The sequence below is a fragment of the Oceanicaulis sp. LC35 genome (assembly GCF_052055585.1).
Taxonomy (GTDB): domain Bacteria; phylum Pseudomonadota; class Alphaproteobacteria; order Caulobacterales; family Maricaulaceae; genus Oceanicaulis.
This window is the reverse complement of the sequence record NZ_CP170485.1, coordinates 1209132-1226597: the sequence shown is the minus strand read 5'-3', so window position 1 is coordinate 1226597 and position 17466 is coordinate 1209132. Positions and strand designations below refer to the sequence as shown.

Genomic DNA, 17466 nt, shown 5'->3' with positions numbered 1-17466 from the left:
TGACGTGCGCGCCAGTCAGGGCCATTCACCTGTCACAGAACCAGACACACCTCTCACCAGCAAGACGGCAAGGGCGGGACATGAACATTCTCATCATCGGATCGGGCGGCCGCGAGCATGCACTCGCCTGGAAGATTTCCCAAAGCCCGCTGGTGGACACCATCTGGTCCGCCCCCGGCAGCCCGGCCATGGATCAGTTCGGCCCCTGTTTTGACGTTCAGCCCGATGATGTGGAGAAGCTGGAGCAACTCGTCCTGCAGCTTGAGCCCGACCTGGTTGTTATCGGTCCCGAAGTCCCGCTGGCGCTCGGCGCCGCAGACCGCATCCGCGCGCGCGGATTTGACGTCTTCGGCCCGAACAGGGAGCCCGCCCAGCTTGAAGCCTCCAAGGGCTTCTCCAAGGATCTGATGGCCAAGCTCGGCGTGCCGACCGCGCGCTATGGCCGCTTCACCGTTGCGGAAAAGGCCAAGGCCTTCCTCGACACGCTGGACGCGCCCTATGTGCTCAAGGCCGATGGTCTGGCCGCCGGCAAGGGCGTTGTGATCGCCCCGTCGCTGGACGAAGCGAAGGCGGAAGCCGAGGAAATGCTGTCGGGCAAGTTCGGCGACGCCTCCGCCGAGCTTGTGATCGAAGAGTTCATGCATGGCGAGGAAGCCAGCGTCTTCGTGCTCACTGACGGCAAGAACCGCATCACCCTGCCCGCCTGCCAGGATCACAAACGGCTTCTGGATAATGACGAAGGCCCCAATACCGGCGGCATGGGCGCCTATTGTCCTGCTCCAGTGATGACGCCCGAGCTGATGGCCGAAGTCGACGAAAAAGTTTCCGCGCCCATGATCGACGGCCTGTATGAGGCCGGCCACCCCTATCAGGGCGTGCTCTATATCGGTCTGATGATCACGCCTGAAGGCCCCAAGGTCGTCGAGTTCAATGTGCGCTTCGGCGACCCTGAATGTCAGGTTCTGATGGCGTCCATGCTGGATGACATTGTCCCGGCGCTTCTGGCCTGCGCCACGGGCGGCATGCCGGAGCGGGACTTCCAGCAATTGTTGCCCACCGTTGATCAGGCCCGCCCGGCCGCCACTGTCGTGATGGCGACCCGGGGCTATCCCGGCCATTACCACAAGGGCTCTGTCATCTCGAACGTCAAAGAGGCGGGCGAGATCGAGGGCGTCTCCATCTTCCACGCCGGGACCGGAACCAATGAAGCCGGCGATCTGGTGGCCAATGGCGGTCGGGTGCTGAACGTCACCGCCGTAGGCGACGACCTCAAACAGGCCGTAGAGCGCTGCTACAAGGCTGTGGATGCGATTGACTGGCCGGAGGGCATTTGCCGTCGCGACATCGCCTGGCGCGCCCTGGCGCGCGACTAGCGATGCTGTCCGTGCCCGTTTGAACCGTAGTGGATCCGTTTCAGATGAGGACGTAGCCTGGCGCGTTCGGACTTGAACGAAAGCACTTGTCACCCGGCCCTATCGGCATACTTGTAGTGTGGTCATTTAATATAACCACATCGGGTGGACATGCGCATCATCGAAGAAGGTCATGACCGGGTCATTGTGGATGTTGGAGAGGCCTTCACCCATGAGGGCGCACAACAACTGCTGCAGTTTGTAAGCAACTGCTCTTATCGCAACCGGATCCGGCTTCTGGTCATTCCCGGCGTATCGCACTCGCAGCTCAGTGAAACGGAATCGGTGACATTCGGGCATGCCATGTCCGCTCTTCTGAAGGGCGGCATGGGACGGATCGCCGTTGTCTATGACCCCGGTTCAGAGCGGCAGGAACTTGAATACACCCTGATCGACACGACCATCAGCCTGCAACACCGGCTGATCGCACAATTTCATGATGTGGATGAGGCCAGGTCCTGGCTGGACTGGGACCTCATCACACCGTCATGGGCGCAAACCGGCTAGAGCGACAGATTGCGCGAGAAGCGCTCGCCCCGCCGCTCAATCTCGATCGGCCAGCTGCTTGAGCCATCCTTTTCGCGGAGGATCCGGTTGAGATCGACCAGATTGTCCACGCGCTCATCCTGCACAGACAGGATCCGGTCGCCGGGCTGGAAGCCGAAATAGGCGGCCGCCGAGCGACGGGCCACCGAAGAGACCAGCACCCCGTCCATGAAGGGATCGATGCCGTTCTCCTCATTGAAGGCCGGGCTTAGCTGCACCAGCTCGGCGCCATGAAGCGGGTTCTCTCCGGAAATCTCCATACGTGCGCCTTCTATGGCGCCCGGAGCTGGTTCGGCCTCAACGGTCAGCTCACGCTCTTCTCCGTCCCGCAAGACGGTCAGCGCCGCGTTATCGCCGATCATGCGAGTGGCGAAACGGAACCGCGCGCCCACCTCGTCATTCACCTCGACCCCATCGACCGCAACCACCACATCGCCCTGCTCAAGTCCGGCGCGATCAGCCGCCCCGCCTTCCCAGATGTCCGCCACAATGGCGCCGCGCGGGCGATCAAGCCCCAGCGAGCTCGCCAGGTCCTGGGTCACCGGCTGCAGACGAGCGCCAAGCCAGGGGCGAACGATCTCGCCATCCTGAAGCGCCGCCTCGACCACCGTGCGCACCATTTCGGAAGGAATGGCGAAGCCAATACCGTTTGAGCCGCCGGAGCGCGAGAAAATCGCCGTGTTCACGCCGATCAGCTGGCCCTCCATGTCCACGAGCGCGCCGCCGGAATTGCCCGGGTTCACCGCCGCATCGGTCTGAATGAAGAAGGCATAGTCCGAAATCCCGACATCCGTCCGCGCCAGAGCAGACACAATGCCGCTCGTCACCGTCTGTCCGACACCAAACGGGTTGCCGATGGCCAGAACAAGATCGCCGACCTCGCTATCGCCAGCCTCGTCAAACGGCAGGACCGGAAGCGGTTCTTCAGTGTTGATCTTGAGCACGGCGAGATCGGTGCGCTCATCGGCCAAGAGAAGCTCCGCCTCAAACTCCCGGCGATCAGACAGCACGACCCGAAGATCCTGAGCGCCCTGCACCACGTGATTATTAGTGACGATAACGCCCGTGGAATCCACGATCACGCCCGAGCCCAGGGAATTGACCTCACGCTCGCGCACTTGCGGTCCGAAAAAGCGCTCGAAAAAGGGATCGCCAGCGAAGGGCGTGCGTTGAGCAATGACACGTCGGGAATAGACGTTCACCACAGCCGGAGCGGCCTGTCGCACAACCGGGGCGAAGGACAACTGCATCTGGACCTGATTGTCAGGAACCGCCCGCTCCTGAGCCGCACCGGGAGCGACAAGGGCCACACTGGTCATCAGCGCAAGCGACAGGGTTCGGAACATGGAGCAATCTCCTCAGGGTAAGCCTGCAAACACAAAAGCAAATGTCAGGCCGATTTAAGATCGCGCAAGCGGTCTGAACAGGGGCTGAGCAATTACGGTTTCGCAAGATCGTCGCGCCCCCGTCCAAAAACGAGCTATACTGCCCCAAGGGGGACAACTCATGCGCAACCGGATCGAGACCTTCATCTTCAGGCGCGGCAAGGGTGAAAAGGCCCTGGCCAAGATACAGACGCGCGCCGAGAAAGCGTACGCCCCGCTCTACAAGGACGGGCGCACCACCGCGCTTGATCGCGCCGAGGAGCTGGCCCGCCAGCGGGTTGAAGAAGCCGCGGAGCGGACCGAAGCGGAGTTCGAGCGCGATGAAGCCAAGGTCGAGGCCAATTTCTGGCCCAAGGTTCAGCGCGTCGCCCGTCAGATCCCCTTTCTGGAAGACCTGGTGGCCGCCTATTACGCCATGCGCGATCCCGATGCGCCGCTGAAGGCGCGCGCCGCGCTGGCGCTCGGGCTTCTCTACTTCCTGTGGATCTTCGACATCATCCCCGACTTCCTGGGGCTGATCGGCTATGCCGACGATGGCACGGTTCTCACCACCATCATCCTGCAGGTGGGCGGCGCCATCACGGACGAGCACCGCTCCAAGGCGCGTAAGGCGCTTGGCGGCGAATAGCGCGCCTTCAGGCCAGCAGCGCGCCCTCTTCCCACACATGCTCGAAATCGGCCCTGGGACGCAATGAGAAGCGCGTATCGGTCAGGTGCGCCTCCAAAATGCGGTCGCATCTGAAAGTCCGCGTCTCCTCCCTGAGGTGATCATAGGCGAGCACGTACCAGACCGGGTATTTGAGCAGCAGGTAATGAGGCTCGATCAACCGCTCAGACAGGGTCAGGTCCTCTCTCTGATAGCGTACCTGAAGCCCTTCCCTGTCGATAAAGGCCTGATGAAGAGCCTTGATGACAGGCGCCGAAGACTGAGACGCGCTGGCTTGCACCAGGGTCGATGAGGTCACGCCGACCAGGATACGTGATTTCAGGGCCTCAACCCGCTCGCGCTTGTCAGGCGAGAAGGACGCGATCAGCTGTCGTTTCACACTCTCAAGATTGGCCAGGAAGACGGGTGTCTCGAGCTTCTGGGCCACTTCGATGCCGATGAGCAGATCCACCGCCTCGGCATAGTCGAGGTTCAAGCGCCCGACGCCCCATCTCCGGTCGAGCCGGACGCCTCCGCCCCGTCCCCGATCCGCCTCGATTGGCAAGCCTTGCTCCCTGAGCACTGCCAGATCCCGCAACAGCGTGCGTTCACTCACGCCATGCGCCTTCGCCAGATCCTTGATGATGCAAAACGGTTCGGCCTTGAGCTGCGCTGTCAGCCGTTCAAGCCGGTGCAATCGACTGGATGTGTTTGCTCTCGCCATGCATCAAATACGACACAAAAGGTCATATTTGCCAATAGCGTCCCCTCTCCACCCCAGGCGCACACAGGAGAAGACGCCGTGCACATGAATTACTTCGTCGCAGGCACCAACGATATGGCGGCGGCCATCGCATTCTATGACCCGATATTCGCCCGGTTCGGCATTGTTCAGGCGGCGCAGACCGAACGGATGACATACTGGCTGGGCGATGGCTACGCCTTCGCGGTCGCTGAGCCCTTTGACGGTCAGCGGGCGACATATGGGAACGGGACCATGATCGGTTTCAATGTCGGCGCCCCGGACCAGGTCGACGCCATCCACGCCCTGGCGCTTGAGCTGGGCGGTCTGAATGAGGGCCAGCCCGGACAGCGCGGCCCGTTCTATTCCGCCTATGTGCGTGATCTGGACGGCAACAAGATCTGTTTCTCCGCCTGATCCGCATCCGCATCCGCATCCGCATCCGCAGAAACGAAAAGGGCCGCATCCCGAAGGATGCGGCCCTTGTCTCGTGTGAAAGTGCGAAGACCTTAGTCTTCAGCGCCCTCGACAGCCTCTTCGCGCGCACGGTCGGCGGCGCCTTTGGCGGAGGGGTCACGATCAACCAGCTCGATCACTGCCATCGGGGCGTTGTCGCCATGACGGAAGCCGGCTTTCAGAACGCGGGTATAACCACCTTGACGCTCTTCATAACGCGGGCCGAGGGTTTCAAACAGCTTGGCCACCTGATCCTTGTTGCGGATCTTGGAGATCGCCTGACGGCGAGCATGCAGATCACCGCGTTTGGCCAGGGTGATGAGCTTGTCCATGATCGGCTTGAGCTCTTTGGCCTTCGGCAGGGTGGTGACGATTTGTTCGTGCTCGATCAGCGATGCGGCCATGTTGGCGAACATGGCGCGACGGTGAGTCGAAGTGCGGTTAAGCTTGCGGTGGGCGACGCCATGACGCATCGGTTTTCTCCTTCAATCCCGGTTAGGGACGCCTCGCGGCGCGCCTCCTAGATTTGATCCTCATACTTCTTGGCGAGATCTTCGATGTTCTCCGGCGGCCAGTTCGGCGCGTCCATGCCCAGATGCAGACCCATCTGTGCGAGAACTTCCTTGATCTCGTTAAGCGATTTGCGACCGAAGTTCGGGGTGCGGAGCATTTCCGCCTCGGACTTCTGAATGAGGTCGCCGATATAGACGATGTTGTCGTTCTTCAGGCAGTTCGCCGAACGGACCGACAGTTCCAGCTCGTCGACTTTCTTCAGCAGGGCAGGGTTGAAGTCCAGCTCCGGCTTGTCGTCCTCGGCCGCACGGGCTTCGGAAGGCTCTTCGAAGTTCACGAAGATCTGGAACTGGTCCTGCAGGATGCGAGCCGCATAGGCCACTGCATCCTCAGGGGTCACAGCGCCGTTGGTTTCGACTTCCAGGATCAGCTTGTCATAGTCGAGCACCTGACCTTCACGCGTGTTCTCCACGCGGTAGGCCACGCGCTTGACCGGGCTGTAGAGCGCATCCACGCCGATGAGGCCGATCGGGGCGTCTTCGGGGCGGTTGCGGTCAGCCGGGACATAGCCCTTGCCGGTGTTCACGGTCAGGACCATGCGCACATCCGCATCCTCGTCGAGAGTGCAGATGACGTGATCCTTGTTGATGATCTCGACGTCAGCGGTCTCTTCGATGTCGCCAGCGGTCACTTCGCCCGGGCCCTGCTTTTTCAGGGTCAGACGCTTGGGACCTTCGCCGTGCATGCGAAGCGCGACCTGCTTGAGGTTCAGAATGATGTCGGTGACATCTTCCCGCACGCCCTTGATGGACGAAAACTCGTGCAGAACGGAATCAATCTGCACCGCCGTGATCGACGCGCCCTGCAGAGAGGACAGCAGAATGCGGCGCAGCGCATTGCCCAGAGTCATGCCGAAGCCGCGCTCGAGCGGTTCAGCAATGATCTTGGCTTGGCGCACCGGATCAAAGCCAGGTTGGATTTCCGGCTTCATCGGGCGGATCAGTTCCTGCCAGTTCTTTTCAATCACGGACATCACCCCTTCAGGCGTGCGGCGCGACAGCCAGAAGGCTGCGCGCCGGACCAAAGTCGTCAATCAGCGCCTCAGACGCTGAAAGAATTTAGACGCGGCGGCGCTTCGGCGGACGGCAGCCATTGTGCGGAATCGAGGTCACGTCGTGGATCGTCGTGATCGTGAAACCGACAGACTGCAGCGCGCGGAGCGCGGACTCACGTCCCGAACCCGGGCCGGAGACCTTGACTTCAAGCGTCTTGACGCCGTGCTCTTGCGCTTTACGGCCTGCATCTTCAGCAGCAACCTGCGCAGCGTACGGCGTGGATTTACGCGAGCCCTTGAACCCCATGGCGCCAGCCGACGACCAGGAAATCGCGTTCCCTTGAGCGTCGGTGATGGTGATCATGGTGTTGTTGAAGCTGGCGTTCACATGCGCGACGCCAGCCGTGATATTCTTGCGCTCGCGGCGGCGGACGCGGGACGGTTCTTTTGCCATTACCCTCGTTCCCTATTTCTTCTTGCCGGCGATCGGCTTGGCCGGGCCTTTACGGGTGCGCGCATTGGTGTGCGTGCGCTGACCGCGGACCGGAAGGCCACGACGGTGACGCAGGCCACGATAGCAGCCCAGATCCATCAGACGCTTCACGTTCACCGCGACTTCACGGCGAAGATCGCCTTCCACGGTGTAGCCAGCGTCGATGGCTTCACGGATCTGCAGAATTTCAGCGTCGGTGAGCTGGCTCACACGCTTTTCGGCGGGAATACCCACCTTTTCACAAATTTCCGCCGCCATAGCCGGGCCGATGCCGTGGATATAGCGCAGCGCGATCGTGACGCGCTTGTTAGTCGGAATGTTGACGCCGGCGATACGTGCCACGACGCTCTCCTTGTCTCATCAGCCTTCGCAGCAGAAGACGCTGAAAGAGCGCAACCGGTATGGCGGCGCTTATTTCGACGTCTGCCCCTGCGAGCGAAGGGCGCTTATTATAGGCGCTCACCTGTCGCGTCAACCGCGATGGGAAGCCACCCGTCCTGTTTTTCCAGACCGGACCGGCCTGGAAGCTGCTCTTTATTGGTCGAGTGCAGCTGCAATGCGTGCAGCGACCTCGTCCATCTGACCCATACCGTCCACATCAGACAGTTTGCCCTGCCCCTCATAATAGGGAATCAGCGGCGCGGTCTGGGCGTTGTAATTCTCGAGCCGAACCTTGAACGCCTCGACGGTGTCGTCGGCGCGGCCTTCTTCAGCGGCGCGCTTTTCCATGCGCGACACCAGCTCGTCCTGATCAACCACCAGCCGCACGACCTTGCCGATCTGCGTGCCACGCGATTGCAGGAGTTCGTCCAGCGCTTCGGCCTGAGCCACGGTGCGCGGGAAACCGTCGAAAATGGCGCCGCCGGCAATTTCAGCTTCCGGCAGGCGTTCCTCGATCAGGGCAATGACGATCTCGTCGGAAACGAGATCCCCACGGTCCATGATATCCTTGACCTTGCGGCCGAGTTCATTGCCGGCCGCAATCGCGGCGCGGAGCATGTCGCCGGTGGACAGCTGCAGCCATCCGTAATCAGCGACCAGACGCTTGGCTTGGGTGCCCTTCCCCGCCCCCGGCGGGCCGAACAGTACCAGGTTCATCGCTTGCGCCCCCTCAGTTTGGTCTTCTTGATCAGGCCTTCATACTGGTGCGCCAGCAGGTGGGACTGGATCTGGCCGACAGTATCAAGCGTCACCGACACCACGATCAGCAGCGAAGTGCCGCCGATGTAGAACGGGATGCCTGAAACTTGCGCCTTCAGGAACTCGGGGAGAACACAGACAATGGTCAGATACGCGGCGCCGATAACGGTCAGGCGTGAGAGCACATAGTCCAGATATTCAGCGGTGCGCTTGCCCGGACGGATGCCCGGCAGGAAGCCGCCATACTTCTTCAGATTGTCCGCCGTTTCTTCCGGATTGAAGACCAGCGACGTGTAGAAGAACGTGAAGAACACGATCATCGCGGCGTAGAAGACCAGGAACAGCGGCTGACCCGGGCCAAGCATGGCCACGATATTGCCCAGCCAGTCCGGACCGGCCTGTGAGAAGCCCTGGATGGTCGCCGGCAGCAGCAGCAGTGAGGACGCGAAGATCGCGGGAATCACCCCTGCCGTGTTCAGTTTGAGCGGCAGGAAGCTTGATTCGCCGCCCATCATGCGGTTGCCCACCTGACGCTTGGGATACTGGATCAGCAGTCGGCGCTGGCTGCGTTCCATGAACACAACGAACGCCAGCACGACAACGATGCCGACCAGCATCGCAATGATCACGGGGCCCGCAATGCTGCCCGAAGCGCCCGCTTGCAGCGCATTGACCAGCGCGCGCGGAAGCTCGGCCACAATGCCGGCGAAGATGATCAGGGACACGCCGTTGCCCACGCCGCGGGCGGTGATCTGCTCACCCAGCCACAGCAGGAACATGGTGCCGCCCACCAGCGTGGTGACCGTCGTGATCAGGAAGAACGGACCCGGATTAATGGCGATGGACGCCCCGTCGGTCACGGTCTGCATGCCGATGGCGATGGCGAACGCCTGGGCGGCGGCCAGAACCACGGTCAGATAGCGGGTGTATTGGTTGATCTGCTTGCGACCGGCCTCGCCGCCATCCTTCTTCAGGCGCTCAAGAGACGGGATCGTCGCCGCCATAAGCTGCATGATGATGGAGGCCGAGATGTACGGCATCACGTTCAGCGCAAAGATCGCCATACGCTCCACAGCGCCGCCGGACATCATGTTGAACATGCCCAGAACGCCTTGGGATTGCTGCTGGAAGGCCAGCGCAAACTGTGTGGGATCGATGCCCGGGACCGGCACGAAGGTGCCGACGCGGTAGATGACCAGGACCAGGAGCGTGAACAGAATGCGCTTCTGCAGCTCCTTCGCTTGGGCGAACGCCCCGAAATTCATGTTCTGGGCGAGCTGTTCAGCGGCTGACGCCATATCGGTCGGATGCTCCCTGAGAAAGCCCTCAAAGCGCGGAGGGACCGCTTCCAGTTAGGAAGCGGTCCATCTCAACGCCAGCTTATTCGGACTGATCTTTGGCGGATTTGGCGAGAACGGTGACTTTACCGCCTGCTTTTTCCACCGCTTCGATCGCCGGCTTGGAGCCGCCAGCAACCGTCAGCTCAAGTTTCGCTTTCAGCTCACCGCCGCCGATCACGCGCACGCCGTCTTTGGCGCGGCGGATGACGCCAGCCTTGATGAGCGCTTCGGCATCGACCGGCGCTTTCGCGTCGAGCTTGCCAGCGTCCACAGCAGCTTGCAGCTTGGCCAGGGTCACTTCAGCGAATGCCAGGCGGTTCGGCTTGTTAAAGCCACGCTTGGGCAGACGTTGATAGAGCGGCATCTGACCGCCCTCAAAGCCCTTGATGGCGACACCCGAGCGAGACTTCTGGCCTTTAACGCCGCGTCCGCCGGTTTTGCCCTTGCCAGAGCCGATGCCACGGCCGACACGCATACGCGACTTGGTCGCGCCGTCGTTATCGCGCAGTTCATTCAAGCGCATCGTTTGTCTCCTTGGTGAGAGGGCGCGGGATTAACCGCGCTCCTCCACGATCTCAACCATGTGAGCGACCTTGCGGATCATGCCCCGAACAGACGGGGTGTCTTCAAGTTCGCGCTCGCGGCCGATGCGGCCCAGGCCCAGACCTTTGAGAGTCGCAGCCTGGTCCTTCGGACGGCGGATGGGGCTGCCGGTTTGGCGCACCACCAGGGTTTTTTGTTCAGCCATGCGTCCCTCCTAGGATTCGATGGCTTCCGGCGAGCTGGCGCCATCTTGGCGACGCTCGACCAGATCCGCGACCTTGATGCCACGCTTGGCGGCCACGGTGCGCGGGCTGTTCTGGGCCTTCAGGGCCTCGAACGTGGCGCGAACCATGTTGTACGGGTTGGACGAACCGGTCGATTTCGCGACCACGTCCTGAACACCGAGCGATTCCAGCACCGCACGCATCGGACCGCCGGCGATGACGCCGGTGCCCGGAGGGGCGGAACGCAGGATCACCTTACCGGCGCCCCAACGGCCTTTTGCATCATGGTGCAGGGTACGGCCTTCACGAAGCGGCACGCGCACCATCATTTTCTTGGCTTCTTCGGTCGCCTTGCGGATGGCTTCCGGCACTTCACGCGCCTTGCCCTGACCAAAGCCGACACGGCCCTTCTGATCGCCGACCACTGCGAGAGCGGCGAACTGGAAGTTCCGGCCGCCCTTCACGGTTTTGGCGACGCGGTTGATCTGAACCAGCTTGTCGACCAGTTCCGGTTCGGCGTTGTCTTCGTCCCGGCGGCGGCGATCGCGGCCGCGATTGTCTTCTCGTGCCATGCGTTCGCTCCTTAGAAGTTCAGACCGCCCTCGCGAGCGGCGTCAGCGAGCGCTTTCACACGCCCGTGGAAGATGTAACCGCCGCGGTCGAAAACCACATCGGTCAAACCTTTTTCCTTCGCCCGCTCTGCAACCAGCTTGCCGACTTCGGCAGCGGCTTCGACGCCGGACTTGGTGATCTTGTTGTCTTTTTCCATCGTGGAAGCAGACACCAGGGTCACGCCGTTCGCATCGTCGATGATCTGGGCGTAAATGTTCTTGGACGAACGGAAGACCGAGAGCCTCGGACGGCCGTTGCCCATTTTGCGGAGCCGGGTGCGCGTGCGCTGAGCGCGGCGCCGCATTTGTTCTGCAGCAGATTTCATCGCCTGGCCCCTTACTTCTTCTTGCCTTCCTTACGGCGGACATATTCGTTCGAATACTTCACGCCTTTGCCTTTGTAAGGCTCCGGCGGACGGAATTCGCGAATTTCCGCCGCGGTCTGACCCACGGTCTGGGCGTCGGCGCCCTCAATGGTGATCTCGGTCGGCTTCGGCGTCGCAATCGTCACGCCCGCACGCGGGGTGTAGATCACGTCGTGAGAAAAGCCGAGCGAGAGCTTGAGGTCGCTGCCCTGCATTTGAGCGCGATAACCGACACCGATCAGCTCGAGGTCTTTCTTGAAGCCCTCGGTCACGCCTTGCACCATGTTTTTGATGCGAGCGCGCGCGGTGCCAAACATGGCTTTCGCGAATTTCGAGTTTTCAGCCATTTCGACCGAAATAGCGTTGTCCTCTTGCTTGAGGCGCACACAAGTGGGCGCTTCAAAGCTGAGTTCGCCTTTCGGGCCTTTGACCGACACCTGCGCCCCGGTGACGTTAGCCGTCACACCGTTGGGGATTTCGACAGGCAGTTTGCCTAGACGCGACATAGTTCTGGCCTCCCTGTCTCTAGCTGACGTGGCAAAGGATTTCGCCGCCGACGTTCTTGGAGCGCGCGGCTGCGTCGCTCATAACGCCCTGCGGGGTCGAAATGATGGCAATGCCCAGACCGTTCATGACGAGCGGCAGATCGCGCACCTTGCGGTATTCGCGACGGCCCGGCTTGGACACGCGTTTGATGTCGGAGATCACCGGCAGGCCTTCATGGTACTTCAGTTCGATTTCGAACTGCTTGAAGCCCTTGGCGTCGGTGGTCTCGGTGTAACCGCGGATGAAGCCCTCTTCCAGGAGCACTTCGAGCACGCGGCCGCGAAGTTTCGAGGACGGGGTCACCACGGAGGTCCGCTTGCGCATCAGCGCGTTGCGGATACGGGTCAGCATATCGCCGAGAGGATCGTTCACGGACATCTAAATCCCTCCTACCAGCTCGACTTGACCATGCCCGGGATCAACCCGTGGCTGGCCAGCTGACGCAGCGCAATACGCGACATCTTCAGCTTGCGGTAATACGCGCGCGGGCGGCCGGTCACCTGGCATCGGTTACGGATGCGGGTCGGCGCCGAGTTGCGCGGCAGCGAGGCCAGTTTCAGTTGCGCCGCAAAGCGCTCCTCAACCGGCTTGTCCGTGTCGCGTGCGATCGCTTTCAGTGCTTCACGCTTGGCGGCAAAACGCTGAGCCAGGCGCTGGCGCTTGAGATTGCGTTCGACTGCACTCTTCTTAGCCATTCAGTTTTCTCCTCGCGTGCGAGACCCTCATGGTCCCGCTCTCCTGCTGCGTTAGTTCGAGAACGGAAAGTCGAACTCGGCCAGCAGGGCCTTCGCTTCTTCGTTGGTGGTAGCCGTGGTGCAGACAACGATGTCCATACCGCGGATCTTCTCAACCTTGTCGTAGTCGATCTCGGGGAACACGATGTGCTCTTTCAGGCCCATCGCGTAGTTGCCCCGGCCATCGAAGCTCTTGCCGTTCAGACCGCGGAAGTCGCGGACGCGCGGCAGAGCAATGGTCACCAGACGATCAAGGAATTCGTACATACGATCCTTGCGCAGGGTCACCTTGGCGCCGATCACCTGTTCCTCGCGCAGCTTGAAGCCTGCGATGGATTTCTTGGCGACCGTGCCAACCGGCTTCTGGCCGGCGATGGCTTCAAGATCAGCAAGCGCGCCGCGGATTTTCTTGGAATCCTGAGCCGCTTCGCCAACGCCCATGTTGATCACGACCTTTTCCAGGCGCGGGATCATCATCTCGTTCGCATAACCGAACTTTTCCTTCAGACGCGCGCGGATTTCCTCGCGGTACTTCGTCTTCAGGCGCGGTTCGTATTCAGCAACGTCAGCCATCGATCACCTCACCGGATTTCTTGGCCACGCGAACCTTCTTGCCGTCTTCGACCTTGAAGCCCACACGGGTGGCTTCGCCGGATTTCGGATCGGCCAGAGCCACGTTGGACACGTGGATGGACGCGTTCTTCTCAACAATACCGCCCGGGGCCGTCTGGGTCGGACGCTGGTGACGTTTCACCACGTTGACGCCAGACACCACCACACGATCTTCCTTGGGAAGAACCTGGGTGACCTCGCCGGTCTTACCTTTGTCGCGACCGGTCAGGACAATGACCTTGTCGCCTTTTTTGATCTTCGCAGCCATGGTTACAGGACCTCCGGCGCGAGCGAGACGATCTTCATGTGGTTCTTGGCGCGCAGTTCACGCGGAACCGGGCCAAAGATCCGGGTGCCGACCGGCTCGTTGTTGTTGTTCAGGATAACAGCCGCGTTGCCGTCGAAACGGATGACGCTGCCGTCACGACGTTTGATGTCGCGAGCGGTGCGCACGACGACGGCCTTGCGGACGTCGCCCTTCTTAACGCGGCCCTTGGGCGTGGCTTCCTTGACCGAGACGACAATGATGTCGCCAACGCCTGCGTAGCGGCGTTTCGCGCCGCCCAGCACTTTGATGCACTGCACGCGGCGGGCCCCGGAATTGTCGGCCACGTCCAGATTGGTTTGCATCTGGATCATCGCGATCCTCCGTTAATAGTGGATCATCCACGATCAGGCTTACGCCTGGTCGGAGATGACCTCCCACCGCTTGAGCTTCGACTTCGGCGTGCATTCCTGGATTTGGACACGCTCGCCAACCTTGATCGCGCCCGACTCGTCGTGGGCGTGATATTTCTTCGTACGGCGCACGGTTTTGCGCAGCAGGGGGTGCAGGAAGGTGCGCTCAACACGCACGATCACGGTTTTAGCCTGCTTGTCGCTCACCACGACGCCTTGAAGGATGCGCTTCGGCATGGACCCAAGCCCCCTTAATTTTCAAGCGCGCGGCGGCGCTGATCCGTTTTGACCCGGGCGATGTCCCGGCGGATCTGCTTAAAGCGCGCAGTGTTTTCCAGCTGGCCGGTGGCCTGTTGGAAACGCAGGTTGAACTGTTCTTTTTTCAGCTTGAGGAGTTCGTCCTGAAGCTGATCGTCGCTAAGAGCGCGGACGTCTTCGGCTTTCATACTACCCTCCTCTTACTCACCCGGACGGGTGACGACCTTGGTTTTGATCGGCAGCTTGGCGGCGCCCAGGCGGAGCGCTTCGCGTGCCACATCATCCGGAACACCATCGATTTCGAAGATGATCCGGCCCGGCTTGACTTTGGCCACCCAGTATTCCGGAGAGCCTTTACCTTTACCCATCCGGACTTCGGTCGGCTTCTTGGACACCGGCAGATCCGGGAACACCCGGATCCAGACGCGACCGGCCCGTTTCATGTGACGGGTGATCGCACGACGGGTCGCTTCGATCTGACGGGCGGTGATCCGCTCCGGCTCGACCGCTTTCAGGCCATAGGAACCAAAGGTCAGCGTGAAGCCGCCTTTGGCCTGACCGTGGATGCGGCCTTTGTGCGCCTTGCGGAATTTGGTGCGCTTCGGCTGAAGCATGGTGCTACTCCCTCGTTCCGCTTACGCTGCCTGACGGCCAGAGCGGGTGCGCTGCTCGCCAGAGTCGAGCATGCGACGCTCTTGCGCCATCGGGTCATGTTCCATGATCTCGCCTTTGTAGATCCAGACCTTGATGCCGATGATGCCCATCGCGGTCTTGGCTTCAGCGAAACCGTAGTCGATGTCCGCACGCAGAGTGTGCAGCGGAACCGAACCTTCAGAATACTTCTCGACGCGCGCGATCTCTGCGCCGCCCAGACGGCCGCCGCACATGATCTTGCAGCCCAGGGCGCCCATGCGCATGGCGGTCTGCAGCGAACGCTTCATGGCGCGGCGGAAAGCCACGCGGCGTTCGAGCTGCTGAGCCACGCTCTCGGCGACCAAGGTCGCGTCGACTTCCGGCTTGCGCACTTCGACGAGGTTCAGGAACACTTCGCCCTCAACCATCTTCGAGACCTTGCGGCGCAGCTTCTCGATGTCCGCACCTTTTTTGCCGATCACGACACCCGGACGAGCCGTGTGAATAGTGATGCGGCACTTCTTGTGCGGGCGCTCGATGATGATGCGCGACACGGACGCGTTCTTGAGTTCCTTTTTCAGGTACTCGCGAATGCGCAGGTCTTCGTGCAGCAGGTCAGCGTATTCTTCGCCCTTGGCGAACCAACGCGATTCCCAGGTGCGGTTGATGCCGACGCGCAGGCCGATCGGATTAACCTTCTGACCCATTAGGCGGCCTCCTCAACTTCACGCACGACGATCGTCAGCTCGGAAAACGGCTTCAGGATCTTGGCGCCGCGACCACGCGCACGGGCGCGGAAGCGTTTCATGACCAGGTTTTTGCCCACATAGGCCTCGGACACGACCAGAGAGTCGATGTCCAGACCGTGGTTGTTTTCCGCGTTGGCGATGGCGCTCTCGAGCACCTTCTTGACGTCGGCGGAATGACGCTTGCGCGAGAATTCCAGGTCAGCCAGAGCGCGTTCAACCTTCTTGCCACGGATAAGCTGGGCAATGAGATTGAGCTTCTGCGGGCTGATGCGGATCATCCGCAGCTTTGCGCGCGCTTCATTATCCGCGACGCGGCGGGGATTTGCAGCCTTGCCCATCGCTTACTTCCTCTTGGCTTTCTTGTCTGCCGCGTGGCCGTAATAGGTCCGAGTCGGAGCGAATTCGCCCAGCTTGTGACCGACCATCTCTTCGGAGACGAGAACCGGAATGAACTTATTGCCGTTGTGGACCTGGAAGGTCAGACCCACAAACTGCGGCATGATCGTCGAGCGGCGCGACCAGGTTTTGATCGCTTGCTTGCGGCCGCCGTCATGAGCAGCTTCGGCTTTCTTCAGGAGGTATCCGTCGACAAACGGACCTTTCCAGACAGAACGAGGCATGGCGCAGCCGTCCCTTAGCGTTTCTTGCGCTCGTGGCGCGAGCGAATGATGAATTTGTCAGTGGCTTTGTTCGACCGGGTCTTGCGGCCCTTGGTCGGCTTGCCCCACGGGGTGACCGGGTGACGACCGCCCGAGGTGCGGCCTTCGCCGCCGCCGTGCGGGTGATCGACCGGGTTCATGGCCACGCCGCGAACGGCCGGGCGTTTGCCCATGTGACGCTTGCGACCGGCTTTACCCAGATTGGTGTTCAGGTGGTCAGCGTTGGAAACCGCACCAACGGTCGCCATGCAGTCCTGGTGCACCATGCGCAGCTCGCCAGACATCAGGCGAACCTGAGCGTAACCGGCGTCGCGGCCCACGAGCTGAGCGTAAGCGCCTGCGGAACGGGCGACCTGCCCGCCTTTGAGCGGCTTGAGCTCCACATTGTGGATGATGGTGCCGACCGGCATCGCTTTCAGCGGCATGGCGTTGCCCGGCTTAACGTCCACACGCTCGCCTGCGACGACGGTGTCGCCGGCAGACAGACGCTGCGGAGCAAGGATGTAGGCCAGCTCGCCGTCTTCGTACTTGATCAGTGCGATGAAGGCGGTGCGGTTCGGGTCGTATTCCAGACGCTCAACAGTCGCCGGCACGTCAAACTTACGACGTTTGAAGTCGATGACGCGGTACAGCTTCTTGGCGCCGCCGCCGCGACGACGAGACGTCACGCGGCCGGTGTTGTTGCGACCGCCCGATTTGGTCAGACCTTCAACGAGGGTCTTTTCCGGACGACCGGAGTGCAGCTCGGACTTGTCCACCAGCACGAGAGCGCGGCGGCCAGGCGAGGTCGGCTTGAAAGTCTTCAGAGCCATGGGTCTCTCTCCTCTGCGCGCTTACAGGCCAGTGCTGACGTCGATGGAGTGGCCCTCTTCCAGGGTCACAACCGCCTTTTTGACGTCGTCACGTTTGCCCGCAATGCCGCGGAAACGTTTGGTTTTGCCTTTTTGAACGAGGGTGTTCACAGCCTTAACTTTGACCTTGAACAGCTCTTCGATCGCTTCGGCGATGTCTTTCTTGTTCGCAGACAGCGGCACGCGGAACACAACCTTGTTCTCTTCAGAGAGAATGGTCGCTTTCTCGGTGATCACCGGCGACAGAATGGTGTCGTAATGGCGAGCAGCGGGCAT

30 protein-coding genes are annotated in these 17466 nt (G+C 61.2%); 4 read left to right on the top strand and 26 right to left on the bottom strand.

All coding sequences use genetic code 11. The features are described 5' to 3' along the window. The first annotated feature begins 80 nt into the window (after nucleotides 1-80). Together purD and ACFELO_RS05775 are read left to right on the top strand one after the other, a co-directional pair. A complete protein-coding gene (gene purD / locus ACFELO_RS05780) occupies nucleotides 81-1373 on the top strand; it encodes a phosphoribosylamine--glycine ligase (protein ID WP_440959596.1) in 1293 nt (430 codons plus the stop codon). 150 nt (nucleotides 1374-1523) lie between these two features. Next, on the top strand, nucleotides 1524-1919 hold the full coding sequence (locus ACFELO_RS05775) for a hypothetical protein (RefSeq protein WP_440959595.1): 396 nt from the start codon (nucleotides 1524-1526) through the stop codon (nucleotides 1917-1919). Here the strand turns inward: ACFELO_RS05775 and ACFELO_RS05770 are convergent. Further along, a complete protein-coding gene (locus ACFELO_RS05770) occupies nucleotides 1916-3304 on the bottom strand; it encodes a Do family serine endopeptidase (RefSeq protein WP_440959594.1) in 1389 nt (462 codons plus the stop codon). The genes ACFELO_RS05775 and ACFELO_RS05770 overlap by 4 nt on opposite strands. A gap of 160 nt (nucleotides 3305-3464) precedes the next feature. On the opposite strand from ACFELO_RS05770, the gene ACFELO_RS05765 reads away from it, so the two are divergent. Beyond that, on the top strand, nucleotides 3465-3971 hold the full coding sequence (locus ACFELO_RS05765) for a YkvA family protein (protein WP_440959593.1): 507 nt from the start codon (nucleotides 3465-3467) through the stop codon (nucleotides 3969-3971). Between the two features lie 7 nt (nucleotides 3972-3978). On the opposite strand, the gene ACFELO_RS05760 is transcribed toward ACFELO_RS05765, so the two are convergent. Continuing rightward, entirely contained in the window at nucleotides 3979-4713 is a 735-nt protein-coding gene (locus tag ACFELO_RS05760; protein ID WP_440959592.1) for a helix-turn-helix transcriptional regulator, read from the bottom strand. A gap of 84 nt (nucleotides 4714-4797) precedes the next feature. Here ACFELO_RS05760 and ACFELO_RS05755 point away from each other — a divergent pair, with 84 nt between their 5' ends. Further along, nucleotides 4798-5148, top strand: a complete 351-nt coding sequence (locus ACFELO_RS05755; RefSeq protein WP_440959591.1) for a VOC family protein — start codon at nucleotides 4798-4800, stop codon at nucleotides 5146-5148. A gap of 92 nt (nucleotides 5149-5240) precedes the next feature. Here ACFELO_RS05755 and rplQ read toward each other — a convergent pair whose 3' ends face one another. The 24 genes from rplQ to ACFELO_RS05635 all read right to left on the bottom strand — a co-directional run bounded on the left by rplQ (nucleotide 5241) and on the right by ACFELO_RS05635 (nucleotide 17466). Beyond that, nucleotides 5241-5660 (bottom strand): 50S ribosomal protein L17, encoded by a 420-nt coding sequence (gene rplQ, locus ACFELO_RS05750; protein ID WP_440959590.1) that lies wholly within the window; start codon nucleotides 5658-5660, stop codon nucleotides 5241-5243. 47 nt (nucleotides 5661-5707) lie between these two features. Next, nucleotides 5708-6727, bottom strand: coding sequence for a DNA-directed RNA polymerase subunit alpha (locus tag ACFELO_RS05745; RefSeq protein WP_348764665.1), 1020 nt, complete (start codon nucleotides 6725-6727; stop codon nucleotides 5708-5710). A 91-nt stretch (nucleotides 6728-6818) separates the two neighbouring features. After that, on the bottom strand, nucleotides 6819-7208 hold the full coding sequence (gene rpsK, locus ACFELO_RS05740) for a 30S ribosomal protein S11 (protein ID WP_009801114.1): 390 nt from the start codon (nucleotides 7206-7208) through the stop codon (nucleotides 6819-6821). Between the two features lie 12 nt (nucleotides 7209-7220). Then, nucleotides 7221-7589 carry a 30S ribosomal protein S13 gene (gene rpsM, locus ACFELO_RS05735; protein WP_009801115.1) on the bottom strand — a complete coding sequence of 123 codons (369 nt, stop codon included), beginning with the start codon at nucleotides 7587-7589 and terminating at the stop codon, nucleotides 7221-7223. A 192-nt stretch (nucleotides 7590-7781) separates the two neighbouring features. Then, nucleotides 7782-8345 carry an adenylate kinase gene (locus ACFELO_RS05730; RefSeq protein WP_440959589.1) on the bottom strand — a complete coding sequence of 188 codons (564 nt, stop codon included), beginning with the start codon at nucleotides 8343-8345 and terminating at the stop codon, nucleotides 7782-7784. Beyond that, the gene (gene secY, locus ACFELO_RS05725) at nucleotides 8342-9685 is read right to left on the bottom strand and encodes a preprotein translocase subunit SecY (RefSeq protein ID WP_440959588.1); all 1344 of its coding nucleotides are present in this window, start codon (nucleotides 9683-9685) and stop codon (nucleotides 8342-8344) included. Before secY ends, ACFELO_RS05730 begins: the two co-directional genes overlap by 4 nt. A gap of 82 nt (nucleotides 9686-9767) precedes the next feature. Then, nucleotides 9768-10250 carry a 50S ribosomal protein L15 gene (gene rplO, locus ACFELO_RS05720; protein ID WP_292984328.1) on the bottom strand — a complete coding sequence of 161 codons (483 nt, stop codon included), beginning with the start codon at nucleotides 10248-10250 and terminating at the stop codon, nucleotides 9768-9770. Nucleotides 10251-10280: 30 nt separating this feature from the next. Beyond that, complete coding sequence (gene rpmD, locus ACFELO_RS05715) at nucleotides 10281-10475, bottom strand: 50S ribosomal protein L30 (protein ID WP_022699725.1); 195 nt, start codon at nucleotides 10473-10475, stop codon at nucleotides 10281-10283. Nucleotides 10476-10484: 9 nt separating this feature from the next. Further along, on the bottom strand, nucleotides 10485-11066 hold the full coding sequence (gene rpsE, locus ACFELO_RS05710) for a 30S ribosomal protein S5 (RefSeq protein WP_440959587.1): 582 nt from the start codon (nucleotides 11064-11066) through the stop codon (nucleotides 10485-10487). 11 nt (nucleotides 11067-11077) lie between these two features. Further along, complete coding sequence (gene rplR, locus ACFELO_RS05705) at nucleotides 11078-11431, bottom strand: 50S ribosomal protein L18 (protein WP_040612431.1); 354 nt, start codon at nucleotides 11429-11431, stop codon at nucleotides 11078-11080. An 11-nt stretch (nucleotides 11432-11442) separates the two neighbouring features. After that, on the bottom strand, nucleotides 11443-11976 hold the full coding sequence (gene rplF, locus ACFELO_RS05700) for a 50S ribosomal protein L6 (protein ID WP_440959586.1): 534 nt from the start codon (nucleotides 11974-11976) through the stop codon (nucleotides 11443-11445). Nucleotides 11977-11995: 19 nt separating this feature from the next. After that, complete coding sequence (gene rpsH, locus ACFELO_RS05695; RefSeq protein ID WP_440959585.1) at nucleotides 11996-12394, bottom strand: 30S ribosomal protein S8; 399 nt, start codon at nucleotides 12392-12394, stop codon at nucleotides 11996-11998. 11 nt (nucleotides 12395-12405) lie between these two features. Continuing rightward, on the bottom strand, nucleotides 12406-12711 hold the full coding sequence (gene rpsN, locus ACFELO_RS05690; protein ID WP_022699730.1) for a 30S ribosomal protein S14: 306 nt from the start codon (nucleotides 12709-12711) through the stop codon (nucleotides 12406-12408). Nucleotides 12712-12762: 51 nt separating this feature from the next. Continuing rightward, nucleotides 12763-13323 carry a 50S ribosomal protein L5 gene (gene rplE, locus ACFELO_RS05685; RefSeq protein WP_440959584.1) on the bottom strand — a complete coding sequence of 187 codons (561 nt, stop codon included), beginning with the start codon at nucleotides 13321-13323 and terminating at the stop codon, nucleotides 12763-12765. Then, a complete protein-coding gene (gene rplX, locus ACFELO_RS05680) occupies nucleotides 13316-13630 on the bottom strand; it encodes a 50S ribosomal protein L24 (RefSeq protein WP_440959583.1) in 315 nt (104 codons plus the stop codon). Before rplX ends, rplE begins: the two co-directional genes overlap by 8 nt. A gap of 2 nt (nucleotides 13631-13632) precedes the next feature. Then, entirely contained in the window at nucleotides 13633-14001 is a 369-nt protein-coding gene (gene rplN, locus ACFELO_RS05675) for a 50S ribosomal protein L14 (protein WP_009801127.1), read from the bottom strand. Between the two features lie 39 nt (nucleotides 14002-14040). Next, complete coding sequence (gene rpsQ, locus ACFELO_RS05670; RefSeq protein WP_440959582.1) at nucleotides 14041-14277, bottom strand: 30S ribosomal protein S17; 237 nt, start codon at nucleotides 14275-14277, stop codon at nucleotides 14041-14043. Between the two features lie 14 nt (nucleotides 14278-14291). Then, entirely contained in the window at nucleotides 14292-14486 is a 195-nt protein-coding gene (rpmC, locus tag ACFELO_RS05665) for a 50S ribosomal protein L29 (protein ID WP_009801129.1), read from the bottom strand. 12 nt (nucleotides 14487-14498) lie between these two features. Then, the gene (gene rplP / locus ACFELO_RS05660; RefSeq protein ID WP_009801130.1) at nucleotides 14499-14912 is read right to left on the bottom strand and encodes a 50S ribosomal protein L16; all 414 of its coding nucleotides are present in this window, start codon (nucleotides 14910-14912) and stop codon (nucleotides 14499-14501) included. Nucleotides 14913-14933: 21 nt separating this feature from the next. Next, entirely contained in the window at nucleotides 14934-15638 is a 705-nt protein-coding gene (rpsC, locus tag ACFELO_RS05655) for a 30S ribosomal protein S3 (RefSeq protein ID WP_009801131.1), read from the bottom strand. Next, nucleotides 15638-16018: a 50S ribosomal protein L22 gene (gene rplV / locus ACFELO_RS05650; RefSeq protein ID WP_292984317.1), complete on the bottom strand. Its 381-nt coding sequence runs from the start codon at nucleotides 16016-16018 to the stop codon at nucleotides 15638-15640. Before rplV ends, rpsC begins: the two co-directional genes overlap by 1 nt. Before the next feature lie 3 nt (nucleotides 16019-16021). Next, complete coding sequence (gene rpsS, locus ACFELO_RS05645) at nucleotides 16022-16300, bottom strand: 30S ribosomal protein S19 (protein WP_009801133.1); 279 nt, start codon at nucleotides 16298-16300, stop codon at nucleotides 16022-16024. A 14-nt stretch (nucleotides 16301-16314) separates the two neighbouring features. After that, nucleotides 16315-17151, bottom strand: a complete 837-nt coding sequence (rplB, locus tag ACFELO_RS05640; protein ID WP_440959581.1) for a 50S ribosomal protein L2 — start codon at nucleotides 17149-17151, stop codon at nucleotides 16315-16317. 21 nt (nucleotides 17152-17172) lie between these two features. Continuing rightward, complete coding sequence (locus ACFELO_RS05635; RefSeq protein WP_440959580.1) at nucleotides 17173-17466, bottom strand: 50S ribosomal protein L23; 294 nt, start codon at nucleotides 17464-17466, stop codon at nucleotides 17173-17175.